Annotated in this window: 17 protein-coding genes and 1 tRNA gene; 6 read left to right on the top strand and 12 right to left on the bottom strand. The window is 65.2% G+C overall.

Annotation, left to right across the window (positions count from 1 at the left end):
* Positions 1-33: 33 nt before the first annotated feature.
* From P9236_RS29550 to P9236_RS29535, 4 genes are all read left to right on the top strand, one after another.
* Positions 34-1,137, top strand: a complete 1,104-nt coding sequence (locus P9236_RS29550; RefSeq protein ID WP_278078104.1) for a LacI family DNA-binding transcriptional regulator — start codon at positions 34-36, stop codon at positions 1,135-1,137.
* Positions 1,138-1,224: 87 nt separating this feature from the next.
* Complete coding sequence (locus tag P9236_RS29545) at positions 1,225-1,515, top strand: DUF1778 domain-containing protein (RefSeq protein ID WP_278078103.1); 291 nt, start codon at positions 1,225-1,227, stop codon at positions 1,513-1,515.
* A complete protein-coding gene (locus tag P9236_RS29540; protein WP_278078102.1) occupies positions 1,515-2,042 on the top strand; it encodes a GNAT family N-acetyltransferase in 528 nt (175 codons plus the stop codon). The genes P9236_RS29545 and P9236_RS29540 overlap by 1 nt, the downstream gene beginning before the upstream one ends.
* Positions 2,043-2,190: 148 nt before the next feature.
* A complete protein-coding gene (locus tag P9236_RS29535) occupies positions 2,191-2,991 on the top strand; it encodes a class I SAM-dependent methyltransferase (RefSeq protein WP_278078101.1) in 801 nt (266 codons plus the stop codon).
* 3 nt (positions 2,992-2,994) lie between these two features.
* Here the strand turns inward: P9236_RS29535 and P9236_RS29530 are convergent, their stop codons facing one another.
* From P9236_RS29530 to iolE, 8 genes are read right to left on the bottom strand one after another with little or no spacing between them, the layout of a single operon-like run.
* Positions 2,995-3,261, bottom strand: a complete 267-nt coding sequence (locus P9236_RS29530) for a hypothetical protein (protein ID WP_278078100.1) — start codon at positions 3,259-3,261, stop codon at positions 2,995-2,997.
* The gene (locus P9236_RS29525; protein WP_278078099.1) at positions 3,261-4,199 is read right to left on the bottom strand and encodes a sugar phosphate isomerase/epimerase; all 939 of its coding nucleotides are present in this window, start codon (positions 4,197-4,199) and stop codon (positions 3,261-3,263) included. The genes P9236_RS29530 and P9236_RS29525 overlap by 1 nt, the downstream gene beginning before the upstream one ends.
* A 30-nt stretch (positions 4,200-4,229) precedes the next feature.
* The gene (iolG, locus tag P9236_RS29520; protein ID WP_278078098.1) at positions 4,230-5,222 is read right to left on the bottom strand and encodes an inositol 2-dehydrogenase; all 993 of its coding nucleotides are present in this window, start codon (positions 5,220-5,222) and stop codon (positions 4,230-4,232) included.
* A gap of 60 nt (positions 5,223-5,282) precedes the next feature.
* A complete protein-coding gene (locus P9236_RS29515) occupies positions 5,283-6,101 on the bottom strand; it encodes a carbohydrate ABC transporter permease (protein ID WP_278078097.1) in 819 nt (272 codons plus the stop codon).
* Positions 6,098-7,003 (bottom strand): sugar ABC transporter permease, encoded by a 906-nt coding sequence (locus P9236_RS29510; protein ID WP_278078096.1) that lies wholly within the window; start codon positions 7,001-7,003, stop codon positions 6,098-6,100. Before P9236_RS29510 ends, P9236_RS29515 begins: the two co-directional genes overlap by 4 nt.
* Positions 7,003-8,316, bottom strand: a complete 1,314-nt coding sequence (locus tag P9236_RS29505; protein WP_278078095.1) for an extracellular solute-binding protein — start codon at positions 8,314-8,316, stop codon at positions 7,003-7,005. Before P9236_RS29505 ends, P9236_RS29510 begins: the two co-directional genes overlap by 1 nt.
* Positions 8,313-9,410 carry an ABC transporter ATP-binding protein gene (locus P9236_RS29500; RefSeq protein WP_278078094.1) on the bottom strand — a complete coding sequence of 366 codons (1,098 nt, stop codon included), beginning with the start codon at positions 9,408-9,410 and terminating at the stop codon, positions 8,313-8,315. The genes P9236_RS29505 and P9236_RS29500 overlap by 4 nt, the downstream gene beginning before the upstream one ends.
* Positions 9,411-9,437: 27 nt before the next feature.
* Positions 9,438-10,349 (bottom strand): myo-inosose-2 dehydratase, encoded by a 912-nt coding sequence (gene iolE / locus P9236_RS29495; RefSeq protein ID WP_278078093.1) that lies wholly within the window; start codon positions 10,347-10,349, stop codon positions 9,438-9,440.
* Positions 10,350-10,904: 555 nt separating this feature from the next.
* Here iolE and P9236_RS29490 point away from each other — a divergent pair.
* A complete protein-coding gene (locus P9236_RS29490; RefSeq protein WP_278078092.1) occupies positions 10,905-12,464 on the top strand; it encodes a PLP-dependent aminotransferase family protein in 1,560 nt (519 codons plus the stop codon).
* 385 nt (positions 12,465-12,849) lie between these two features.
* On the opposite strand, the gene P9236_RS29485 is transcribed toward P9236_RS29490, so the two are convergent.
* Together P9236_RS29485 and P9236_RS29480 are read right to left on the bottom strand one after the other, a co-directional pair.
* On the bottom strand, positions 12,850-13,332 hold the full coding sequence (locus tag P9236_RS29485; RefSeq protein ID WP_278078091.1) for an SRPBCC family protein: 483 nt from the start codon (positions 13,330-13,332) through the stop codon (positions 12,850-12,852).
* Positions 13,329-13,646: a metalloregulator ArsR/SmtB family transcription factor gene (locus P9236_RS29480; RefSeq protein WP_278078090.1), complete on the bottom strand. Its 318-nt coding sequence runs from the start codon at positions 13,644-13,646 to the stop codon at positions 13,329-13,331. The genes P9236_RS29485 and P9236_RS29480 overlap by 4 nt, the downstream gene beginning before the upstream one ends.
* A 195-nt stretch (positions 13,647-13,841) precedes the next feature.
* Between P9236_RS29480 and P9236_RS29475 the strand changes: the two genes are divergently transcribed.
* Positions 13,842-15,080: a carboxymuconolactone decarboxylase family protein gene (locus P9236_RS29475; protein ID WP_278078089.1), complete on the top strand. Its 1,239-nt coding sequence runs from the start codon at positions 13,842-13,844 to the stop codon at positions 15,078-15,080.
* Between the two features lie 49 nt (positions 15,081-15,129).
* Here the strand turns inward: P9236_RS29475 and P9236_RS29470 are convergent.
* Positions 15,130-15,206: transfer RNA gene (locus P9236_RS29470), tRNA-Arg, on the bottom strand.
* Positions 15,207-15,394: 188 nt separating this feature from the next.
* Positions 15,395-16,333 (bottom strand): DUF1003 domain-containing protein, encoded by a 939-nt coding sequence (locus P9236_RS29465; RefSeq protein ID WP_278078088.1) that lies wholly within the window; start codon positions 16,331-16,333, stop codon positions 15,395-15,397.
* Positions 16,334-16,737: the final 404 nt, after the last annotated feature.

Below are 16,737 nucleotides of genomic sequence, written 5' to 3'. Positions count from 1 at the left end.
TTTGACAGCCGGCAGGGTTTTGGGAAACGAACCATGAGCGAACCGACGGAACTGCGCGATCCTCCGGAGACGTCCAGGCGACGCACCGCCAAGCCCAAGGGTCGCGTCACCATGACCGACATAGCAAGGGCCGCCGGCTGCTCGCAGGCGACGGTCTCCTTCGTGCTCAACAATTCGCCGGGCATCAGGCTGTCGCAGCAGACACGCGACCGGGTGATCGAGGCGGCGAGAACGCTTGGCTACTCGCCGCCGGTCTTTTCGGCGCTCCGCCCGCCCGTCGCGCCCTTCGAGGGGCTGGACGGCGTCATCGGCTTCGCAGTCGACCAGCTCGCCACCAGCCCCGAGGCAGTGGTCGCCATCGAGGGCGCGCGCCAGGCTTCGTGGAATGCCGGCAATGTGCTCCTGGTGGCGCAGACCATGGGCGATGCCGTGATGGAGCCGCGCGCCATTTCAGCGCTCACCCGGCGAGGCATCTCGGCGCTGATCTACATGACCATCTTCACCCGCGAGATCACGGCGCCCGAGTTTCTTTACAGTCTCGACATCCCGGTGATCCTGCTCAACTGCTACACCGCCGACTATGCCTTCCCGGCCGTGGTGCCTTCCGAAATCGCCGGCGGCCAGAGCTCTACCCGGCACCTGATCAGCCACGGCCACCGGCGCATCGCCACCATCACCGGCGAGCCCTGGATGCAGGCCGCGCAGGACAGGCTGAAAGGCTATCGCCGCGCTTTAGCCACCGCCGACATCCCTTTCGATCCGGAGCTGGTGGTCGAGGGCGACTGGTCGGCCAGTGCCGGCTATGCCGCGACAGTCAAGCTGCTTGCGCTCGAGGACCGCCCGACCGCCATCTTCTGCCAGAACGATCGCACGGCGATCGGTTGCTACGAAGCGCTGAAGGAAGCCGGCTTGCATATCCCGCAGGATATTTCCGTGGTCGGCTATGACGACGAGGAGATCGCCCGTCATCTTTTCCCGCCGCTGACGACGTCGATCCTGCCGCATCTGGCGATGGGCCAGTGGGCGATCGAGCAGCTGGAGGCGCCGCCGACGCCCGGCCACGGCCGCTATCCCATCACCAAGCTGGAATGCCCACTGGTGGAGCGCGAGAGCGTGGCGAGCGTGAAGACAGGATGAGCGATCCCAGCTTGCTGGCCGCTCTGCATTGTATTGACATTGTCGTGACAATAGCTAGATATCCGATCCTGAACAGGAGGATTTTCGATGACGCGGTCGAGTCGCGACGCAGCGCGGAAGGATGATGTGATTCAGATCCGCGCCTCGGCGGGGATGAAGGCTGTTCTTAGCCGCGCCGCGAGCTTGCGCGGGCAGAAACTGTCGGAGTTCATGCTCGACAGCGCCCGCAAACAGGCGGAGGAGACCATCCTCGATCAGCGCGCCTTCTTTCTCGACGCGGATGCGCATGAGAAATTTCTCGATCTGCTCGACACGCCCAGCAAACCGTCCGAGGAACTTCGCGCGCGGATGACGCGCAAGCCGGCCTGGGAGCGCTGATGCCCGCTGGGCAACTGCAAATCCGCCCTCCGGAACGGCTGACCGTCGGCCACGACGTTTCCGAATTTCGCAACGGCAAGCATCCATCCCTCGACGACTGGCTGCGCAATCGCGCCTTGGCCGGCGAGGGCCTGTCAGCCCGAACCTATGTCGTCTGTGACGCGGACGCGAACGATCGCGTCGTCGGCTATTACGCGATCTCGACGGCGATGGAGGAGCGGGTTGCGCTGCCAAGCGCCCGGCTGCGGCACGGCATGCCCGAGCAAATCCCTTTGCTGCTGATCGGCCGTCTGGCCGTCGATCAGGCGTTCCAGGGAGTAGGCTTAGGCAGCGACCTGCTTTCGGATGCGCTGCGGCGCTGTCTAGCGGTCTCGGACATTGCCGGGGTTCGTGCCGTGGTGACGCATGCGATCGACGATGAAGCGATGGGTTTTTATCAACGGCACGGCTTCATTGCGTCTCCGCTGGGCGAGCGGGTGATGCTGATGCCGATAGAGACGGTGCAGGCGCTGTTTTCGAAAGCTTGAGGCTCATCCATAGATTGGCCACCGTGAAGTCGCGCACATAGCCGCCGGCACGCATGGCACTATTCTGCGTTCGATAACGTCGATTGCTTTGCGCTTGGCAGCAATGCCGTCGAGACTTAGCTTGGACGCATAACCAGGGAGGGCCTTGATGACATCGAGCTTCACCGTTCACGCGGCGTCCGGCTATGAGCAGCTCATGGGGCGCTGGAGTCGCAGGCTGGCCCCCAAGTTCATCGACTTCGCCGGCCTGGCCAAAGGCGAAAAGATCCTCGACGTCGGCTGCGGCACCGGCAGCCTGACCTTCGAACTGACGAAATCCGCCGGTCTCGCCGAGATCCGAGCAATCGACTTCTCGCCGGTCTTCGTTGCCGCGGCGAAGGAGAGGAACACCGATCCGCGCGTCACCATCCTTCAGGCGGACGCCACCGCCCTGCCGTTCACGGACGGCGCGTTCGACCGTGCCCTTGCCCTGCTCGTGCTTCATTTCGTTCCGGAAGCCGGCAAGGCGGTGGCCGAGATGCGCCGCGTGGTGCGGCCGGGCGGCGTGGTCGCTGCGGTGGTCTGGGACCATCTCGGCGGCATGACGGGCATGCGCATGATGATCGACACGGTGGCGGCGCTCAGCGAGGCCGGGCGCCAGATGCGCAATCGCTATTGCTTCCAGCCGATGATGCAGCCCGGCGAGATGCAGCGGACCTTTGTCGAACAGGGCCTGGCAGACGTCAGCGAAACCGAGCTGACGATCCGTATGGACTACCAGAACTTCGATGACTACTGGGCGCCGATCGGCGCCGGCGAAGGCCCGCTCGGCAAGTTCATGACCACGCTCGATGCGGCGGAGCGGACGCGCGTCGAAGCCGCCGTCCGCGATGCCTATGAGGCCGGACGGCCGGATGGGCCGAGATCCTTCGCCAACGTTGCGTGGGCCTGCAGGGGGATCGTGCCCTGACCTTCAGCCCGATCTGAGCTGCGCGCGCACAGCGTCGCGGAAACTGCGGAAGTTCGAATAGCCGAGAAGCGTCAGCAGCCTGATCAGCGTGGTGGTTGGAAGCCCGGTGGCCTCGGCCATGCCGGCCGCCGTCATGAAGGCGGCGTCGGCCCATCGGCTGCGCAGGAAATCGCCGAGCGCCGGATGCTTGGCGACGAGCTTCGGCTCGCACGCCAGCGCCGCGACCAGGCTCGGCGGCGGCATCGGCCTTGCGAGGCGATCCGCCTGCATCAAGCCAGATTGATGGCGACGTTGCGCAGCAACGCCACGGATTTGCGCATGCCTTCCATCGGCGACAGCATCATGTCCTCGTGCTCGATGGAGAGCACGTCATCGTAGCCGACCTGCTTCAGCGCGACGCAGAATTGCCGCCACCAGATCTCGCCGTGACCATAGCCCAGCGTGATGTAGTTCCAGGCCCGATCGGCATAGTGGTTCGGCGGACGCGCATCGAGCACGCCGTCGACGGCCGCCGGTATCGGTTCGATGCGCGTATCCTTGGCATGCACATAGTAGATCGCCGAGCCGAGCTTGCGCACGGCGGCGATTGGATCGGCGCCCATCCAGAGCGGGTGGCTCGGATCGTAGTTCGCACCGACCGTTTCGCCGACGGCATCGCGAAGCCTAAACAGCGTCTGGACGTTGTAGACGGCCTGATGGCCGTGCAGCTCGAGGCACAATTTGCCTATGCCGAGATTGTTCGCGAAGCTGACGAGATCGCGCCAGTAGGGAATGATGCAGTCGTCCCACTGGTAGCGTTGGATATCGGCGCATTCGGGCGGCCAGTCGGTGATGATCCAGTTGGGGTTGGCATCGCCCGGGCCGCCGGGCAAGCCGGACATCATCACCACGCGATCGATCCCCATCAGGCTCGCCAGCCGGATCGTGTCCTCGGTCACCTGACGGTGCTTCTTGCCCTGCGGTCCCGGATGCAGCGGGTTGCCCGAGCAGTTGAGGGCAGCGATCGTCAGCCCGTGGTCGCGGACCTTGGCGACGAATTCGGCGCGGGTGGCAGCGCCGTCCAGCATGGCCGCGAGATCGATGTGCGGCGCCGACGACCAGTTGCCGCAGGCGAATTCCAGCGTCTCCAGGCCAAGCTCGGCCGAGGCGTTGAGCATCTCGTCGAAGGAAAGGTTGCCCAGGCTGTCGGTGATCATGCCGATCTTCATTTTCAGGACTCCCGAGTTGAGACCATCCGCTCAGAGCTTCACAGGCTCGAACCTGCCGGATCTGGCGGAGGCAAGCGCCGCCTCGCAAAGGATCATGGCCTTGCGGCCGTCGCCGGCGGTGACGGCGGGCTTCCTGCCGGTTTCGACGCAGGTGATGAAATGATCGATCTCGGCGGCGTAGGACTCGGCGTAGCGTTCGACGAAGAAGTAGTAGGGCTTGTCGCGCGATATGCCTTTGCCGCCGTACATCTCGACCGAGGTCGGCAGCCGGTTGCCGGCCTGCAGCATGCCCTCTGCGCCATGCACCTCGATGCGCTGGTCGTAGCCGTAGGCGGCCCTGACGCTGTTGTTGATGTGGCACTGCCGGCCGGACGCGGTCCGCAGGATGAACATCGCGGTGTCGTAGTCGCCGAGCTTCCTGTATTGCGGCGCCACCAGCGAGGAGCCGGTTGCAAAAAGCTCGGCCGGCTCCTCGCCAAGCAGGTTCCGCGCCATGTCGAAGTCGTGGATGGTCATCTCGCGAAAGACACCTCCGCCCCCGGCCAGCGCTTCCTCGGTTTCGGGTTCGGGGTCGCGGCTGGTGATGATGACCTGCTCGACGGCGCCGATCTCGCCGGCGGCAAGGCGCTCCTTCAGCGCCCGGAAGGTCGGATCGAAACGGCGGTTGAAGCCGATCTGGAACGGCACGCCGGCTTTCTCGACCGCGGCCAGGCACTCGTCCGTGCGCTTGAGGTCGAGATCGATCGGCTTCTCGCAGAAGATCGCCTTGCCTTTCGCCGCCGCTGCCATGGCAAGCTCGGCATGCGTGCGCGTCGCCGAGGCAATGAACACCATCTTCACCGACGGATCGTTCATCACCGTCTCGGTGTCGACGATATCGGCGCCGGTGACGGCGGCGACCTTGGCGGCCGCCTCGCGATTGGGATCGACGATGTAGCGCAGCCGCACCCTTGGATGGCGCGCGAGATTGCCGGCGTGCACGCGGCCGATCAGTCCCACCCCGAACAGACAAACATCCATCATGCGTTCGACTTTCCTGTCAGGTCGCGCCTGTCGTGGCACGTTCATGTTTCGCCGGGGCATTCATTTCACCGCGCCCATGGTGAGCCCGCGCACCAGATGGCGCTGCACCAGGAGCGCGAAGAAGACGATGGGCAGCGCGCCGATGACGCCGGCCGCCGCCATCGAAGCCCAGTCGGTGTCGATGCGGCCGATCAGCGTTGCCGTGCCGCGCGGCATGGTCATCGCGCGCGGCGTCGCCGTCAGCGCCAGCGCGAACAGAAACTCGTTGAAGGTGACCAGCACCGCAAAGATCGCGGTCGCCGCGAGCCCGGGCGCCGCCAGCGGCAGCGTGATGCGGCGGAACGCGCCGAAGCGCGAATCGCCGTCGACCATCGCGGCCTCCTCGAGATCGACGGGGATCTCGCGGAAGAAGCTTTCCATCATCCAGACGCAGAAGGTGACGTTGAAGGCGGTGTAGGTGGCGATCAGACCGAGCCATGTATCGAGCAGGCCGAGGCTGAGCATCAAGAGATAGACCGGGATCAGGATGACCACCGGCGGGATGATGCGCAGCGTCAAAAGGAACAGGCCGACCTTGCCCTCCATGGCGAAAGGCAGGCGGAACCTGACGATCGCATAGGCGCCCATGGCGCCGACGACCAGCGCGATGGCGACGGAGAAGAAGGTCACCACCAGCGAGTTCGTCAGGTAGGAACCGAACTGCTTTTCGGTGAACAGCCGGACATAGTTGTCGAGCGTCGGCACGTGCGGGTAGAGGGTGCCTTCCTGCGTGATCTCGCGGTTGGACTTGAGCGAGGTGGAGACCAGCCAGTAGATTGGCAAAAGCACGACGGCCAGGACGAAGAGGGTCGTGACGATGCGCGCCAGACGGGTGCTCATGACGCGTCGATCCTGCGCAGAAGCCGGATGGCGCTGAAGGCGAGCGCGAGCACGACGAGGCCGATCGTCACGAACAGCGCCGCCGCGTAGCCGGTCTGCTGGAACTTGAACGCGGTGTCGTAGCCGTAGATAGAGATCAGCCTCGTCGCCTCGCCCGGCCCGCCACGGGTCAACACGAAGACCTGGTCGAAGGTGCCGAAGGCATCGATGGTCCTGAGCACGATGGCGACCGCCAGTACCGGCCGCATCATCGGGAACGTCAGATCGGCAAAGACGCGCCAGGCCCCGGCGCCGTCGACGCGCGCGGCCTCGAACGGCTCGTGCGGCAGCGATTGCAGCCCGGCGAGCAGGATCAGGAACATCAGCGGCGTCCACTCCCAGACGTCGAGCACGACAAGCCCGATGAAGGCGTTGAGCGGGTTGCCGAGGATCTGCGCTTCGCCGCCGCCGATCGCCTCCGACAGCGCCGTCAGCATGCCGGCGTCGCTGGCATAGATCAGGCGAAAGACGATGGCGACGACGACCGGCGTGATCACCATCGGGATGATGAGCACTGTCCTGAGCAGGCGGATGCCGCGAAATTCGCGCAGGCAGAACAGCGCCAGCGCAAAGCCCAGCACCGCCTCGAAGGACACCGACAGCGCCACGAACTTCACGGTGATCCAGAGCGCGTTGAGGAACTGCGTGTCGCTCCACAGATGCAAATAATTCTGCAGGCCGACATCGGCGATCGGCGAGCCGTAGCGGTAGGCCCTGGTGCTGGCCCTGAGACCGTCCCACAGCGGATAGACGAGCACGCCGAGCACGATCATCAGGCCCGGCGCCAGCATGAGGTATGGGAGGGCGAGGTCGAGCCCCGCCCCCTGCAGGCGATATTTGCGCGCCTGCGCTGCGCCTTGCATCAGTAGTACCCGGCCGTGGTCAGATAATCCTTGACCTGCTTGGCGGCCGTGTCGAGCGCCGCGCCGCCGCCGGAACCGGCCTGCAGCGCCTTGTTGAGCTCGATGCCGAGCAGTTCCTCGACCTTCGCCCAGTCGGGCGTGCGCGGCCTCGGCAGCGCGCCGGCGTCGAGCTGCTTGAGGGCGACCGGGATCAGCCGGTTGCCCGGCTTGGCGATGCCGAAGGCACTGCGCTTGACCGGGATCGAGCCCGCTTCCGAGAGCTTCGCCTGGGTCTCGGCGCTGACATACCACTTCAGGAACTCGATCGCGTTCGTCTTGTTGGGCGCCGATTTCGGCACGCCGGCGATGAAGATGCCCATCTGCGCGATCGCCTTTGCCTGGCTAGGCACGACGCCGAAATCGAGCCTGCCCGCCACCTTGGTCTGAGCAGGATCGTCGGCCTTCAGCGCATTGCCGGAATACTGGATGATGGCGCCGGCCTCGCCGCCGAGGATCGCCGCCCCTTCCTGATCGGAGTCGAACTCGACCACCCCGCTCGGCGCGTTCTGCTTCATCGTGCCGACGAAGAAATCCGCGGATGCCTTGCCTTCGGCCGAATTGAAGATCGGGTTCCACTTGTCGTCGAAGAAGGAGCCGCCGAACGACAGGAAGACCGGATACCAGCTGGTGACGATCGGGTTGCCGGAGACGCCGCGGAAGACGACCGGATATTTGATCTTGCCGGCGGCGACGCCTTCCTTGCCCTTGGCGATCACCTCGTCCCAGGTCTTGGGCGCGCCGTCGGTGAAGACGTCGTTGCGGTAGGTGAGCGTCTGCAGGTCGCCGACGAACGGCACGCAGATCAGCGTCGGCTTGGCGCTTTCGAAGCCCTTGACGCGCGGCCCCTGCTGCGGCGGCCAGTAGCCCATGTCGATCATCGAGCCGATCCAGTCCTTGTCGGAGCCGTCGATGCCGCCGGCGCCGAGATCCTCGAGCACGTTGGCGGCGCCGAACTGCGGCACCCATGGATCGTCGAGCAGATAGAGGTCGTACTGGCCGGCGCCGCTCTGGGCGTCGGCGAACCATTTCTCCAGCGTCACGCCGTATTCATCCTCGAGGAATTCGATGTCGAAGCCCTGCTCCTTCGCCAGCGGGATGATCTTCTGCTTGAAGGGCGTCAGCCCGCCATCGGCGAAGGCGCCGATGATGACCTTCTTGCCGGCTGCCCTGGCGGGCATGGGCAGACCGAGCGTGGTGAGGGCCGTGGTGGCTAAAGCCAGGCCAAGCCCGCCCTTGATAACGGAGCGGCGAGTAAGTCTGCTGGAATGCATCATTTCACTCTCCCATTGCTGTTGACCCTGTGGACGGCGGTGAGGCCGGCCGAATTGAAGAAACAGGCGTTCGCCGGGTCGAAGGCGACGCCGATGCTTTCGCCGACCGCGCCCCTGAAATCGCGGCCGGCCCGTACAGAGACGTTGCCGCCTTCGAGGCGGACATTGACCAGCGTCTCGTTGCCCATCGGCTCGACGACGTAGATTTCGCCGGGCAGCGCGCACGGTTCGCCTGGCTGGGCGACGCTGCAGTCTTCCGGGCGCAGCCCGATCTCGACGATCTCGGCCTGGCGGCATTGGGTGAGCCGCGTTTGCTCCAACGGCACGATCCTGGCGCCGACCTTCACGCCTTGCTCGGCGAGTGCCGCCGGCAGGATGTTCATCGGCGGGTTACCGACGAAGGTGGCGACGAAGCGGTTTGCCGGACGGTCGTAGACCTCGATGGGCGGCGCCATCTGCTGCAATTCGCCGCCATGCATGACGGCGACCAGGTCAGCCATCGTCAGGGCCTCGACCTGGTCGTGGGTGACGTAGATGGTGGTGGCGCTGAGGCGCTGGCAGAGCCGCTTGATCTCGCCGCGCATGGTGAGTCGCAGCCGCGCGTCGAGATTGGACAGCGGCTCGTCCATCAGGAAGGCTGCCGGGTCGCGCACGATGGCGCGGGCCAGCGCCACGCGCTGGCGCTGGCCGCCGGAAAGCTGGCGCGGCCGTCGGTCGAGCAGATGGCCGATTTCGAGGATCGAGGCGACCTCGCCGATCTTGGCCTTTCGCTCCGTGTCCGGAGTGCCGCGGATCCACAGCGGATAGCCGATGTTTTCGGCGACCGTCATCTGCGGATAGAGCGCGTAGCTCTGGAACACCATGGCGATGTCGCGGTCGCGCGGCTGCAGCCGGGTGACGTCGCGCTCGCCGATGAAGACCTTGCCGGCGGTCGGCATGTCGAGTCCCGCCAAAATGCGCAGCGCCGTCGTCTTGCCGCAGCCCGACGGGCCGAGCAGCGCGAGGAATTTGTGATCCGGCACGGCGAGGTCGAGCGATCGCAGCACGTTGAGCGCGCCGAAATTCTTGACCACGTTTCTGAACAGGACCGAACTCATCGCCTTCCCCGGCGCCCCATTCTGCCTTCAGCCCTTCCGCTCGTCGACGGTGAACCCGGCCTTGCGGGCGAGGTCGCGCAGGTTGCGGTAGCCCATTATCGCATAGGTCAAGGGATGCGCCTTGGCCGGATCCTGCTCGGCCTCGACCACCAGCCAGCCGGAATAGCCCTTGTCGGCGAGAATCTTCAGCAGGCTCGCATAGTCGATCGCGCCGTCGCCCGGCACGGTGAAGATGCCTTCCATCACCGCGCCCATGAAGCTCATGTCGGTGGCGCGCGCCTTCTTCAGCACCGCCGGGCGCACGTCCTTGCAATGGACATGGACGACGCGGCCGACATGCCGGCGTAACAGCCGCTCCGGGTCGCCGCCGGAGAAGGCGCAGTGGCCGGTGTCGTAGAGCAGCCCGACGGCCTCGCCGGTGACCTTCATCAGCATGTCGATCTCTTCGTCGGTCTCGACGATCGTGCCCATGTGATGATGAAAGGCCATGCCGACGCCGAAATCAGCAAAACGTTCGGCCAGCCGCGTGATCTTTTCGCCGTAGGGCTTCCACTCTTCGGCCGAAAGCCTTGGCCGCTGCGAGATCGGATCGTGGATCGCGCTGTGGCGGCCGCGCGAGGTGTCGGCATAGACGACATGTTTTGCGCCGAGGTCCCTGAGCAGCGCCAGATGCGGCCGGATCGCCTCGAACTCGTCCTCGACCTCTTTCTCGCAGATGCGGCCGTCATACCAGCCGGAAACCAGCGCCAGCCCATAACGGCCGAGGATGGGACCGAGCCTGCGGCTGTCGCGCGGAAACTTGCCGCCGAGCTCCGTTCCCGCATAGCCCGCTTGCGCGGTTTCGCTGAGGCAGGTCTCGAGCGGCGTGTCGCCGCCCAATTCCGGCACGTCGTCATTGGTCCAGGTGATCGGATTGATGCCAAGTCGAACTGTGGTCATTGCTCGCTTTCCACCGACAGCCGAAAAGCCGCGCGGTGTGAGTTTCGGGAGGGAAATGGCTGCGGGCGGCAGGAGCAAAGCCCTGCCTCGTTCGTTTGGCCAGACGCCCTCCCAGTTGCCTTGCCCGAACCTGTTTTCTCGTCGACGTCTTACCCCAACGTCAGCGGTTGGAGTCTACGCCGCTCTGTCTCCATCGCGAGGTCCAGTTTTCCGGAAAATGAAGGAACCAGTTGTGCGCGCCGGCGGCTGTGGCAGGATGGGGAGGAACCAGGGAGCGGTGTGGCATATGGAAGAGCTACCTAGGCGTCCATCGCTGGCGCGAGGCACGCCCCTCTGTCCTGCCGGACATCTCCCCCGCAAGGGGGGAGATTGGCTGTGTCAGCGCCGGCGCTCCTTTTGCAATGTTGGCGATTGGCGAAAGCCGGGGCGACATCTGATCTCCCCCCTTGCGCGGGAGATGGCCGGCAGGCCAGAGGGGGGTGGGCGGGAACTCGACGCTGCAAAGCGAGCTCTTTGGACGCTTCCGTTGCCAGCAGGCCACAGAGACTAACTCCCATGCGCCCCCTCCACCCCAAGCCCCAGGCCTTCCCGCTCGACATGCTGGCCGTCAACCGCTCGAGCCCCGAGCATCTGTCGCGCCAGCTCTATCACGGCCTCGTCGCCATCATCCGCAACCGCACGCTGGCTCCGGGCTCGGAACTTCCTTCGACGCGGGCTTTGGCTGCCGAGCTCGGGCTTGGCCGCAACACCATCGTCTCGGCCTATGACCAGCTCGTCACCGAAGGCTATCTGGCCAACCGCCGGGGCGCGCGCCCGGTCATCGTCGACCTGCCGGAAGGCCCGCGCGAGGCTTTTGCCGAAGCGCCGCCGGTGCCGCTGCGCCAGCCCTCGCGGCGCGGCGAGGAGCTGCTCAGCCAGCCTTGCCATCACGGCAGGCCAGGGCACGTCGCCTTCCACCCCGGCATGCCGGACGCGACGAGCTTTCCTTTCGGCGTCTGGGGTCGGCTGGTGGCGCGCCGCGCCAGCCATGGCGGCGAGACCTTGTTCGGCACCTATGACGTGACCGGCCATCCGGCGCTGAAGGAGGCGATCGCCGGCTATCTCTACTCCGCGCGCGGCGTGCGCTGCCGTCCCGGACAGATCGTCGTCACCACCGGCGCGCAGGCCGCCTTCGATCTGCTCGCCCGCCTTTTGCTCGACCCCGGCGACACGGTGTGGATGGAGGAGCCCGGCTATTACGGCGCCAAGGCCGCCTTCACCGTGGCCGGCGCAAAAATCCTACCCATCCCGGTCGACCAGGAGCGCGGCTGGCGCCTTGAGCATGATCCCGAACCGAAGGTCAGCGAAAGCAAAAAGTGGGAACCGGTTTTCGGAGAAAGATCATGCTCCAACAAAGAGTCAGACGCGCCGGACTTTTCGCCCCGCCTCGTCTATGTGACGCCGGCCTGCCAGCATCCACTCGGCATCACCATGCGCATGGAAGAGCGGCTGCGCCTGCTCGACATCGCCGAGACCGCGAATGCCTGGGTGATCGAGGACGATTTCGACGGCGAATACCGCTTTCAGGGCAGGCCCGTGCCGGCGATCCAGAGCATGGATCGCTCCGGCCGCGTCATCTATGTCGGCACCTTCGCCAAGCTGCTGTTCCCGGCGCTGCGCATCGGTTTCATGGTGCTGCCGGTCGAGCTCGCCGGCCGCATCGTCAACGCCATCTCCACCACCGGCCAGTTCGCCCCGCTGCTCTTGCAGGCGGCACTCGCCGACTTCATCACCGAAGGTCATATGAGCCGGCACCTGAAACGCATGCGCCGCATCTACGCCCAGCGCCGCCAGCTTTTCCGCGAGATCGTTTCGGAGCGCCTGCGCGACGAGATCACGCTGTCGCCCGCCGAGGCCGGCATCCAGGTGGTGGGCTATCTGAAGGAGGGCATCGACGACATCGAGGTCAGCCGGGCCGCGGCAAGGAGGGCGATCAACGTCTCGCCGCTGTCGAAATATTTCCAGAACACGGCCCCGACGCAGGGACTGGTGCTGGGCTACGCGGCCTGTGGCGCGGCGCAGATGCGGGAAGGGGTGGAGCGGCTGGCGGCGGCGATACGCGAGACGCTGGGGTAAGGGATTGGCGCCTCAGAAGGCCAATCGTCAGCCCACTGCGCGGTCACTTGGCTACCTGTTAGGGCAGAGAGACTAAGCGTCGAACGTCGGCGGGACAGCGCCCCCCTCTGCCCTGCCGGGCATCTCCCCCACAAGGGGGGAGATCGGATGTCGCGCCAGCTTTCGCCAATCTCCAACCTCTCAAAGACTCCAACGTGTCAAAGATGAGCGGGGGTGCCGAAGCTGCCAATCTCCCCCCTTGTGGGGGAGATGTCCGGCAGGACAGAGGGGGGCGCGAAGGAACTCGACCGTGCAACCCAAGCTCCCTCGCCCCCACGAATGTGGGAAGAGGTGCCTCGGCGAAGCCGAGACAGGAGCGCCCCATGCGATTACTCGCACGCGTCCCTCACACCCGCCGCACCACCTCCGCATAGCGCTGCAGATAAAGCGGCCAGCCCTGGTCTCCGCCGACGCCGTCGCGCACGCTTTCCCAGCCCTGGCCATGGCGCTCCAGGTTCCGGTGTTCGAGCTCGACGCGGGTGCGCCCCGCCGTTTCGGCGATAAACCGCACTTCCCATTCGCTGGTCTTGTCCAAGTCGGTCTCGATCCGCCATTGCGGGCTGATGTCCCAGCTCAGAAGCACCCGGTTGGGCGGCTCATAGGCCAGCACCCGCGCCCAGCGGCACTCGCTGCCGTCGACGCCGCGGTCGTAGACATGGCCGCCGACCCTGGGCTCGAACACCGTCTCGGCGATCTGCACGGCAAGCAGATTGTGCTCGGCCGGCTTGAAGCTGCCGAAGCCTTCGGTGAAAACCTTGAAGGCGCGCTCGATCGGCGCCTCGACCACGACTGATTGCTTCACCGACGCGATGGGGACTCTCGTATTCATGATTGCTCCTCTGGTGGGGTCTCGACGGCCTCCTTGTAGGCCGCGAGCGTCTTGCTCCAGAACCGGTCGAGCCAGGCGCGCATCTGGCCAAGCCCGTGCGGGTCGATGTGGTAGACGTTGCTGGCGCCCTTAGACTCCGCGCGCACCAGCCGCGAATCCTTGAGCACCTTGAGATGCTGCGACACCGCCGACTGCGACACGGCGACCTGCCGCGTGATCTCCACCACCGACCGCGGCCGCTCCGCGATCAGCTCGAAAATCTGTCTGCGGGTGGTGTCGCCAAGGGCCGAGAGCTGGGCGCTATCAACAGTCATGACTTATGATAAGTGTAGACTGATGATGAAGTCAAGTGAGGTGGCGACTCGGGAGGAGCCGATGACGAGGCGCACTACATCGACGCTGTGGCGCTATGATTGTGTCGGTGTGGGCCTCTCGATATGCGTCGCTGGCGGACCTATGTCCGATGGCTCGACGGCTTGCCGCATGGCCGAAATGCCCGAGACCTCCACATGAAGCGCTTGATAAGGGAGTGCCGACAGACCATGGCTCAAGAAGCGAACGGCAGGCGTTTCGAACGCGGCATGGAAGTTCTTCGGCGAATCGGCGGCGAGGGCTTTGACTTGCCGATCAAACGGCTTGCGGAAGCGTCGCCGGACTTGGCGCGTTTTATGGTCGAATACCCTTATGGCGATATTCTCTCCCGCCCGGGACTGGATTTGCCGCTGCGGCAGATATGCACGGTCTCTTGTTTGATGGCGCTGGGCAGCGTCCAGCCGCAGCTCAAGTTTCATATGACAGGCTTCCTCAACGCCGGAGGCAGGCCGCAGGATCTGGTGGAGTTGCTGTTCGTATCCGTGGCGGTCCTCGGCTTCCCTTGCGCCGTCGATTCGATCGCCCTGGTGCGCGAGATCTTCCAGGAACGACGTATCGCTTTCGAAGCCCCGCCGCCGGCAAGCGACGACGGAACACAGCGATACCGGCGCGGCCTGGAAGTCTTCTCGGCAGTCCACGGCGAAGACTATCTGCGGCCTCTTGAGACGATCTCGCCGGAGCTTGCACGCTGGTCGATTGAATTCGCCTTCGGCGAGGCTTTGTCGCGCGAGGGTCTGGAACCGAAGGCCAGGCACCTCGCCATCATCTCGATGCTGGCGGCGACCGGCAACCGCAACGAAGCTCTCGATTTCCATCTCAAAGCCGCCCTCAAGCAGGGCGTGTCGCCCGCAGAGATTGCCGAAGCGCTGATGCAGCTTAGCGTCTATGCCGGATTTCCCGCTGCTCTCAACGCCTTCGGCCTCGCTCGACAGGCCTTCTCGGCAGACCGCGACGCCACGGCGATCGCGGCGCCGTCCGCTGCGGCGTCCGAGAGCCGGGAGGTGCGCCGCGCGCGCGGGCTGGCAACACTTGCACAGACCTCAGGAGCATCCGGTGAGGCTGTTATCCGCAGCTTCGACGACATTGCGCCGGATATCGGTCGGATGATCGTCGAGCACTCGTATGGCGATATTTTCTCAAGACCAGGCATCGATCCCAAGACCCGCGAGCTGACGGCCTGCGCGGCCTTGGCCGCGGTCGCGACCAAGACTGCCGAAGCCCCGCTGCGTGTCCACATCAATGCAGCTCTCAATGCCGGCGCGAGCCGCAAGGAGGTGCTCGAAACCCTCCTCAACCTCGTCCCTTACAGCGGCTATCCCGTCGTGCAACAGGCGGTGCGGATTGCCGGTGAGGAATTCGCCAAGCGCCCCGAATGAAGTTGTTGCTGGCGGGGTATCGCCCGCCCTTCCTCGATACCGAGATCGATGGCGCACCCGACAAGATTCGAACTTGTGACCTCTGCCTTCGGAGGGCAGCGCTCTATCCAGCTGAGCTACGGGTGCTTCCCGGGAAACCGGAAAACGAACCGGCCGGTGAGCCGGCCAGCCACGGCTTCTTAGCGGAAGCCGCCCCCGGCTTCAACGGGCAATTGGGGCGGCGAGAAACTTGAAGGCAAAGCTGTGGTCGTGCGCCCACAGGACGTAAGGCAGGCAGCCACCGATTGCCGCAGGCACGTACGGCGGCGCGGCCCTCACTCGGCCACAGCGCCCTCCGCCTCGCTCTTCGCCGCCCTCCTGCGCACCCCTCTTGTCGCCCGCTTCTGCTTCTTCGCGGTCAGCTCGTGCATGGCGTCGAGCTGCATCTGCTGCATTTCGGCCAGCCGCTGCCATTGGCGCGAGATCAGGTAGTCGAGCTTTTCGTGCAGGTGCCGCACTTCGAGCTCGGCCTTGAGGTTCACCCGGTAATCGTTGAAGGAGCGCAGCCGGTCCTTCGCTTCCTGCCGCTTCTGGCTCATCATGATCACCGGCGCCTGGATGGCGGCGATGCAGGAGAGCATCAGGTTGAGCAGGATGAACGGGTAGGGGTCGAACGCCCTGGCCTCGCCCTGCAAGAGGTTGAGGCCGATCCAGATCAGCAGCACGGCCGCGAACGAGATCAGGAACCACCAGCTGCCGCCGAACTCGGCCATGGTGTCGGAGACGCGGTCGGCGAAGGAGCGGTGCTCCTCGAACTCCTCTTCCGAGTTTTCCGAGATCGTGTCTTGCCTGGCGATCGATTCCACCACCTGGCGGTCGAGCTCGGAGAATTCGCCGTGCTCCTGCTGCAGCAGTTCCTCCATGTAGCGCATGCGGTAGCGGGAAAGCTCCTGGCGGCTGATACGGGCGCCGCGCGGCAGGTCGGGATGGTCGGCGCGGATGCGGTCGGAGAGGCTGGGCCTGAGATCGTCGATGCGCACCAGGTCGCGCTTGCGGAACTTTCTGCCGCTGATCGCCGACGGCTTCTTTTTCGGCTTGACCCGCGCCGCGCCGGGCGGCGAGGGCTCCGAATCCGGCACCTCTGGCGCTTCGAGGATCTCGTCGGCCGCGTCTTGCGCGTCCTCCGGCACGGTGGCCGCCTCGAGATACTCGCCGCCGCTTTCGTTCTCGTTGTCCGCTTGCTTTTGCGCGGATGCCTTCGGGTCGCTGGCCATGGGCAGTGCTCCTGTTCGCAGGGCTTTGCGATACGATACGCCAAGCCGGCGCGGCATATCCATCGCGACTGTGAAGGCCGTGTGACCGAACAAGTTCTTGTGATGTCTGGTGTGCCTCGCGCCGCCTGCAATCGCACAGGGCAGCGCAAGCCCCCTCATCCGGCCGCTTCGCGGCCACCTTCTCCCCGTTGGGGAGAAGAGACTGGCGCGGACGCTGGCAATCTCCTCTCCCCTCGGGGAGTAGGGGAATCGCACATGAGTAGAAAAGGACTCTTGTGCGGTATGTGGAAATCGATTCTGAGAGACCTCTGGGTGATCGGAGGTCGTGATGGTGTTTCTGGATGTATTCGGCGAGGTCCCGGACCCGCGGGACTTGACCGCGCAGCACCCGTTGCCGGAGATTT

The sequence above is a fragment of the Mesorhizobium sp. WSM4884 genome, assembly GCF_029625675.1.
GTDB lineage: Bacteria > Pseudomonadota > Alphaproteobacteria > Rhizobiales > Rhizobiaceae > Mesorhizobium.
This window is presented reverse-complemented; position numbering and strand designations above follow the sequence as displayed.

What these genes read in the sequence shown, in the direction of transcription:
- P9236_RS29465 (WP_278078088.1), bottom strand. Translation starts at nt 16,333, where the DNA reads ATGGCCAGCGACCCGAAGGCATCCGCGCAAAAGCAAGCGGACAACGAG.
- P9236_RS29535 (WP_278078101.1), top strand. Translation starts at nt 2,191, where the DNA reads ATGACATCGAGCTTCACCGTTCACGCGGCGTCCGGCTATGAGCAGCTC.
- P9236_RS29510 (WP_278078096.1), bottom strand. Translation starts at nt 7,003, where the DNA reads ATGCAAGGCGCAGCGCAGGCGCGCAAATATCGCCTGCAGGGGGCGGGG.
- P9236_RS29500 (WP_278078094.1), bottom strand. Translation starts at nt 9,410, where the DNA reads ATGAGTTCGGTCCTGTTCAGAAACGTGGTCAAGAATTTCGGCGCGCTC.
- P9236_RS29540 (WP_278078102.1), top strand. Translation starts at nt 1,515, where the DNA reads ATGCCCGCTGGGCAACTGCAAATCCGCCCTCCGGAACGGCTGACCGTC.
- P9236_RS29530 (WP_278078100.1), bottom strand. Translation starts at nt 3,261, where the DNA reads ATGCAGGCGGATCGCCTCGCAAGGCCGATGCCGCCGCCGAGCCTGGTC.
- P9236_RS29545 (WP_278078103.1), top strand. Translation starts at nt 1,225, where the DNA reads ATGACGCGGTCGAGTCGCGACGCAGCGCGGAAGGATGATGTGATTCAG.
- P9236_RS29515 (WP_278078097.1), bottom strand. Translation starts at nt 6,101, where the DNA reads ATGAGCACCCGTCTGGCGCGCATCGTCACGACCCTCTTCGTCCTGGCC.
- P9236_RS29490 (WP_278078092.1), top strand. Translation starts at nt 10,905, where the DNA reads ATGCGCCCCCTCCACCCCAAGCCCCAGGCCTTCCCGCTCGACATGCTG.
- P9236_RS29485 (WP_278078091.1), bottom strand. Translation starts at nt 13,332, where the DNA reads ATGAATACGAGAGTCCCCATCGCGTCGGTGAAGCAATCAGTCGTGGTC.
- P9236_RS29475 (WP_278078089.1), top strand. Translation starts at nt 13,842, where the DNA reads ATGAAGCGCTTGATAAGGGAGTGCCGACAGACCATGGCTCAAGAAGCG.
- P9236_RS29550 (WP_278078104.1), top strand. Translation starts at nt 34, where the DNA reads ATGAGCGAACCGACGGAACTGCGCGATCCTCCGGAGACGTCCAGGCGA.
- iolG (WP_278078098.1), bottom strand. Translation starts at nt 5,222, where the DNA reads ATGATGGATGTTTGTCTGTTCGGGGTGGGACTGATCGGCCGCGTGCAC.
- P9236_RS29480 (WP_278078090.1), bottom strand. Translation starts at nt 13,646, where the DNA reads ATGACTGTTGATAGCGCCCAGCTCTCGGCCCTTGGCGACACCACCCGC.
- iolE (WP_278078093.1), bottom strand. Translation starts at nt 10,349, where the DNA reads ATGACCACAGTTCGACTTGGCATCAATCCGATCACCTGGACCAATGAC.
- P9236_RS29505 (WP_278078095.1), bottom strand. Translation starts at nt 8,316, where the DNA reads ATGATGCATTCCAGCAGACTTACTCGCCGCTCCGTTATCAAGGGCGGG.
- P9236_RS29525 (WP_278078099.1), bottom strand. Translation starts at nt 4,199, where the DNA reads ATGAAGATCGGCATGATCACCGACAGCCTGGGCAACCTTTCCTTCGAC.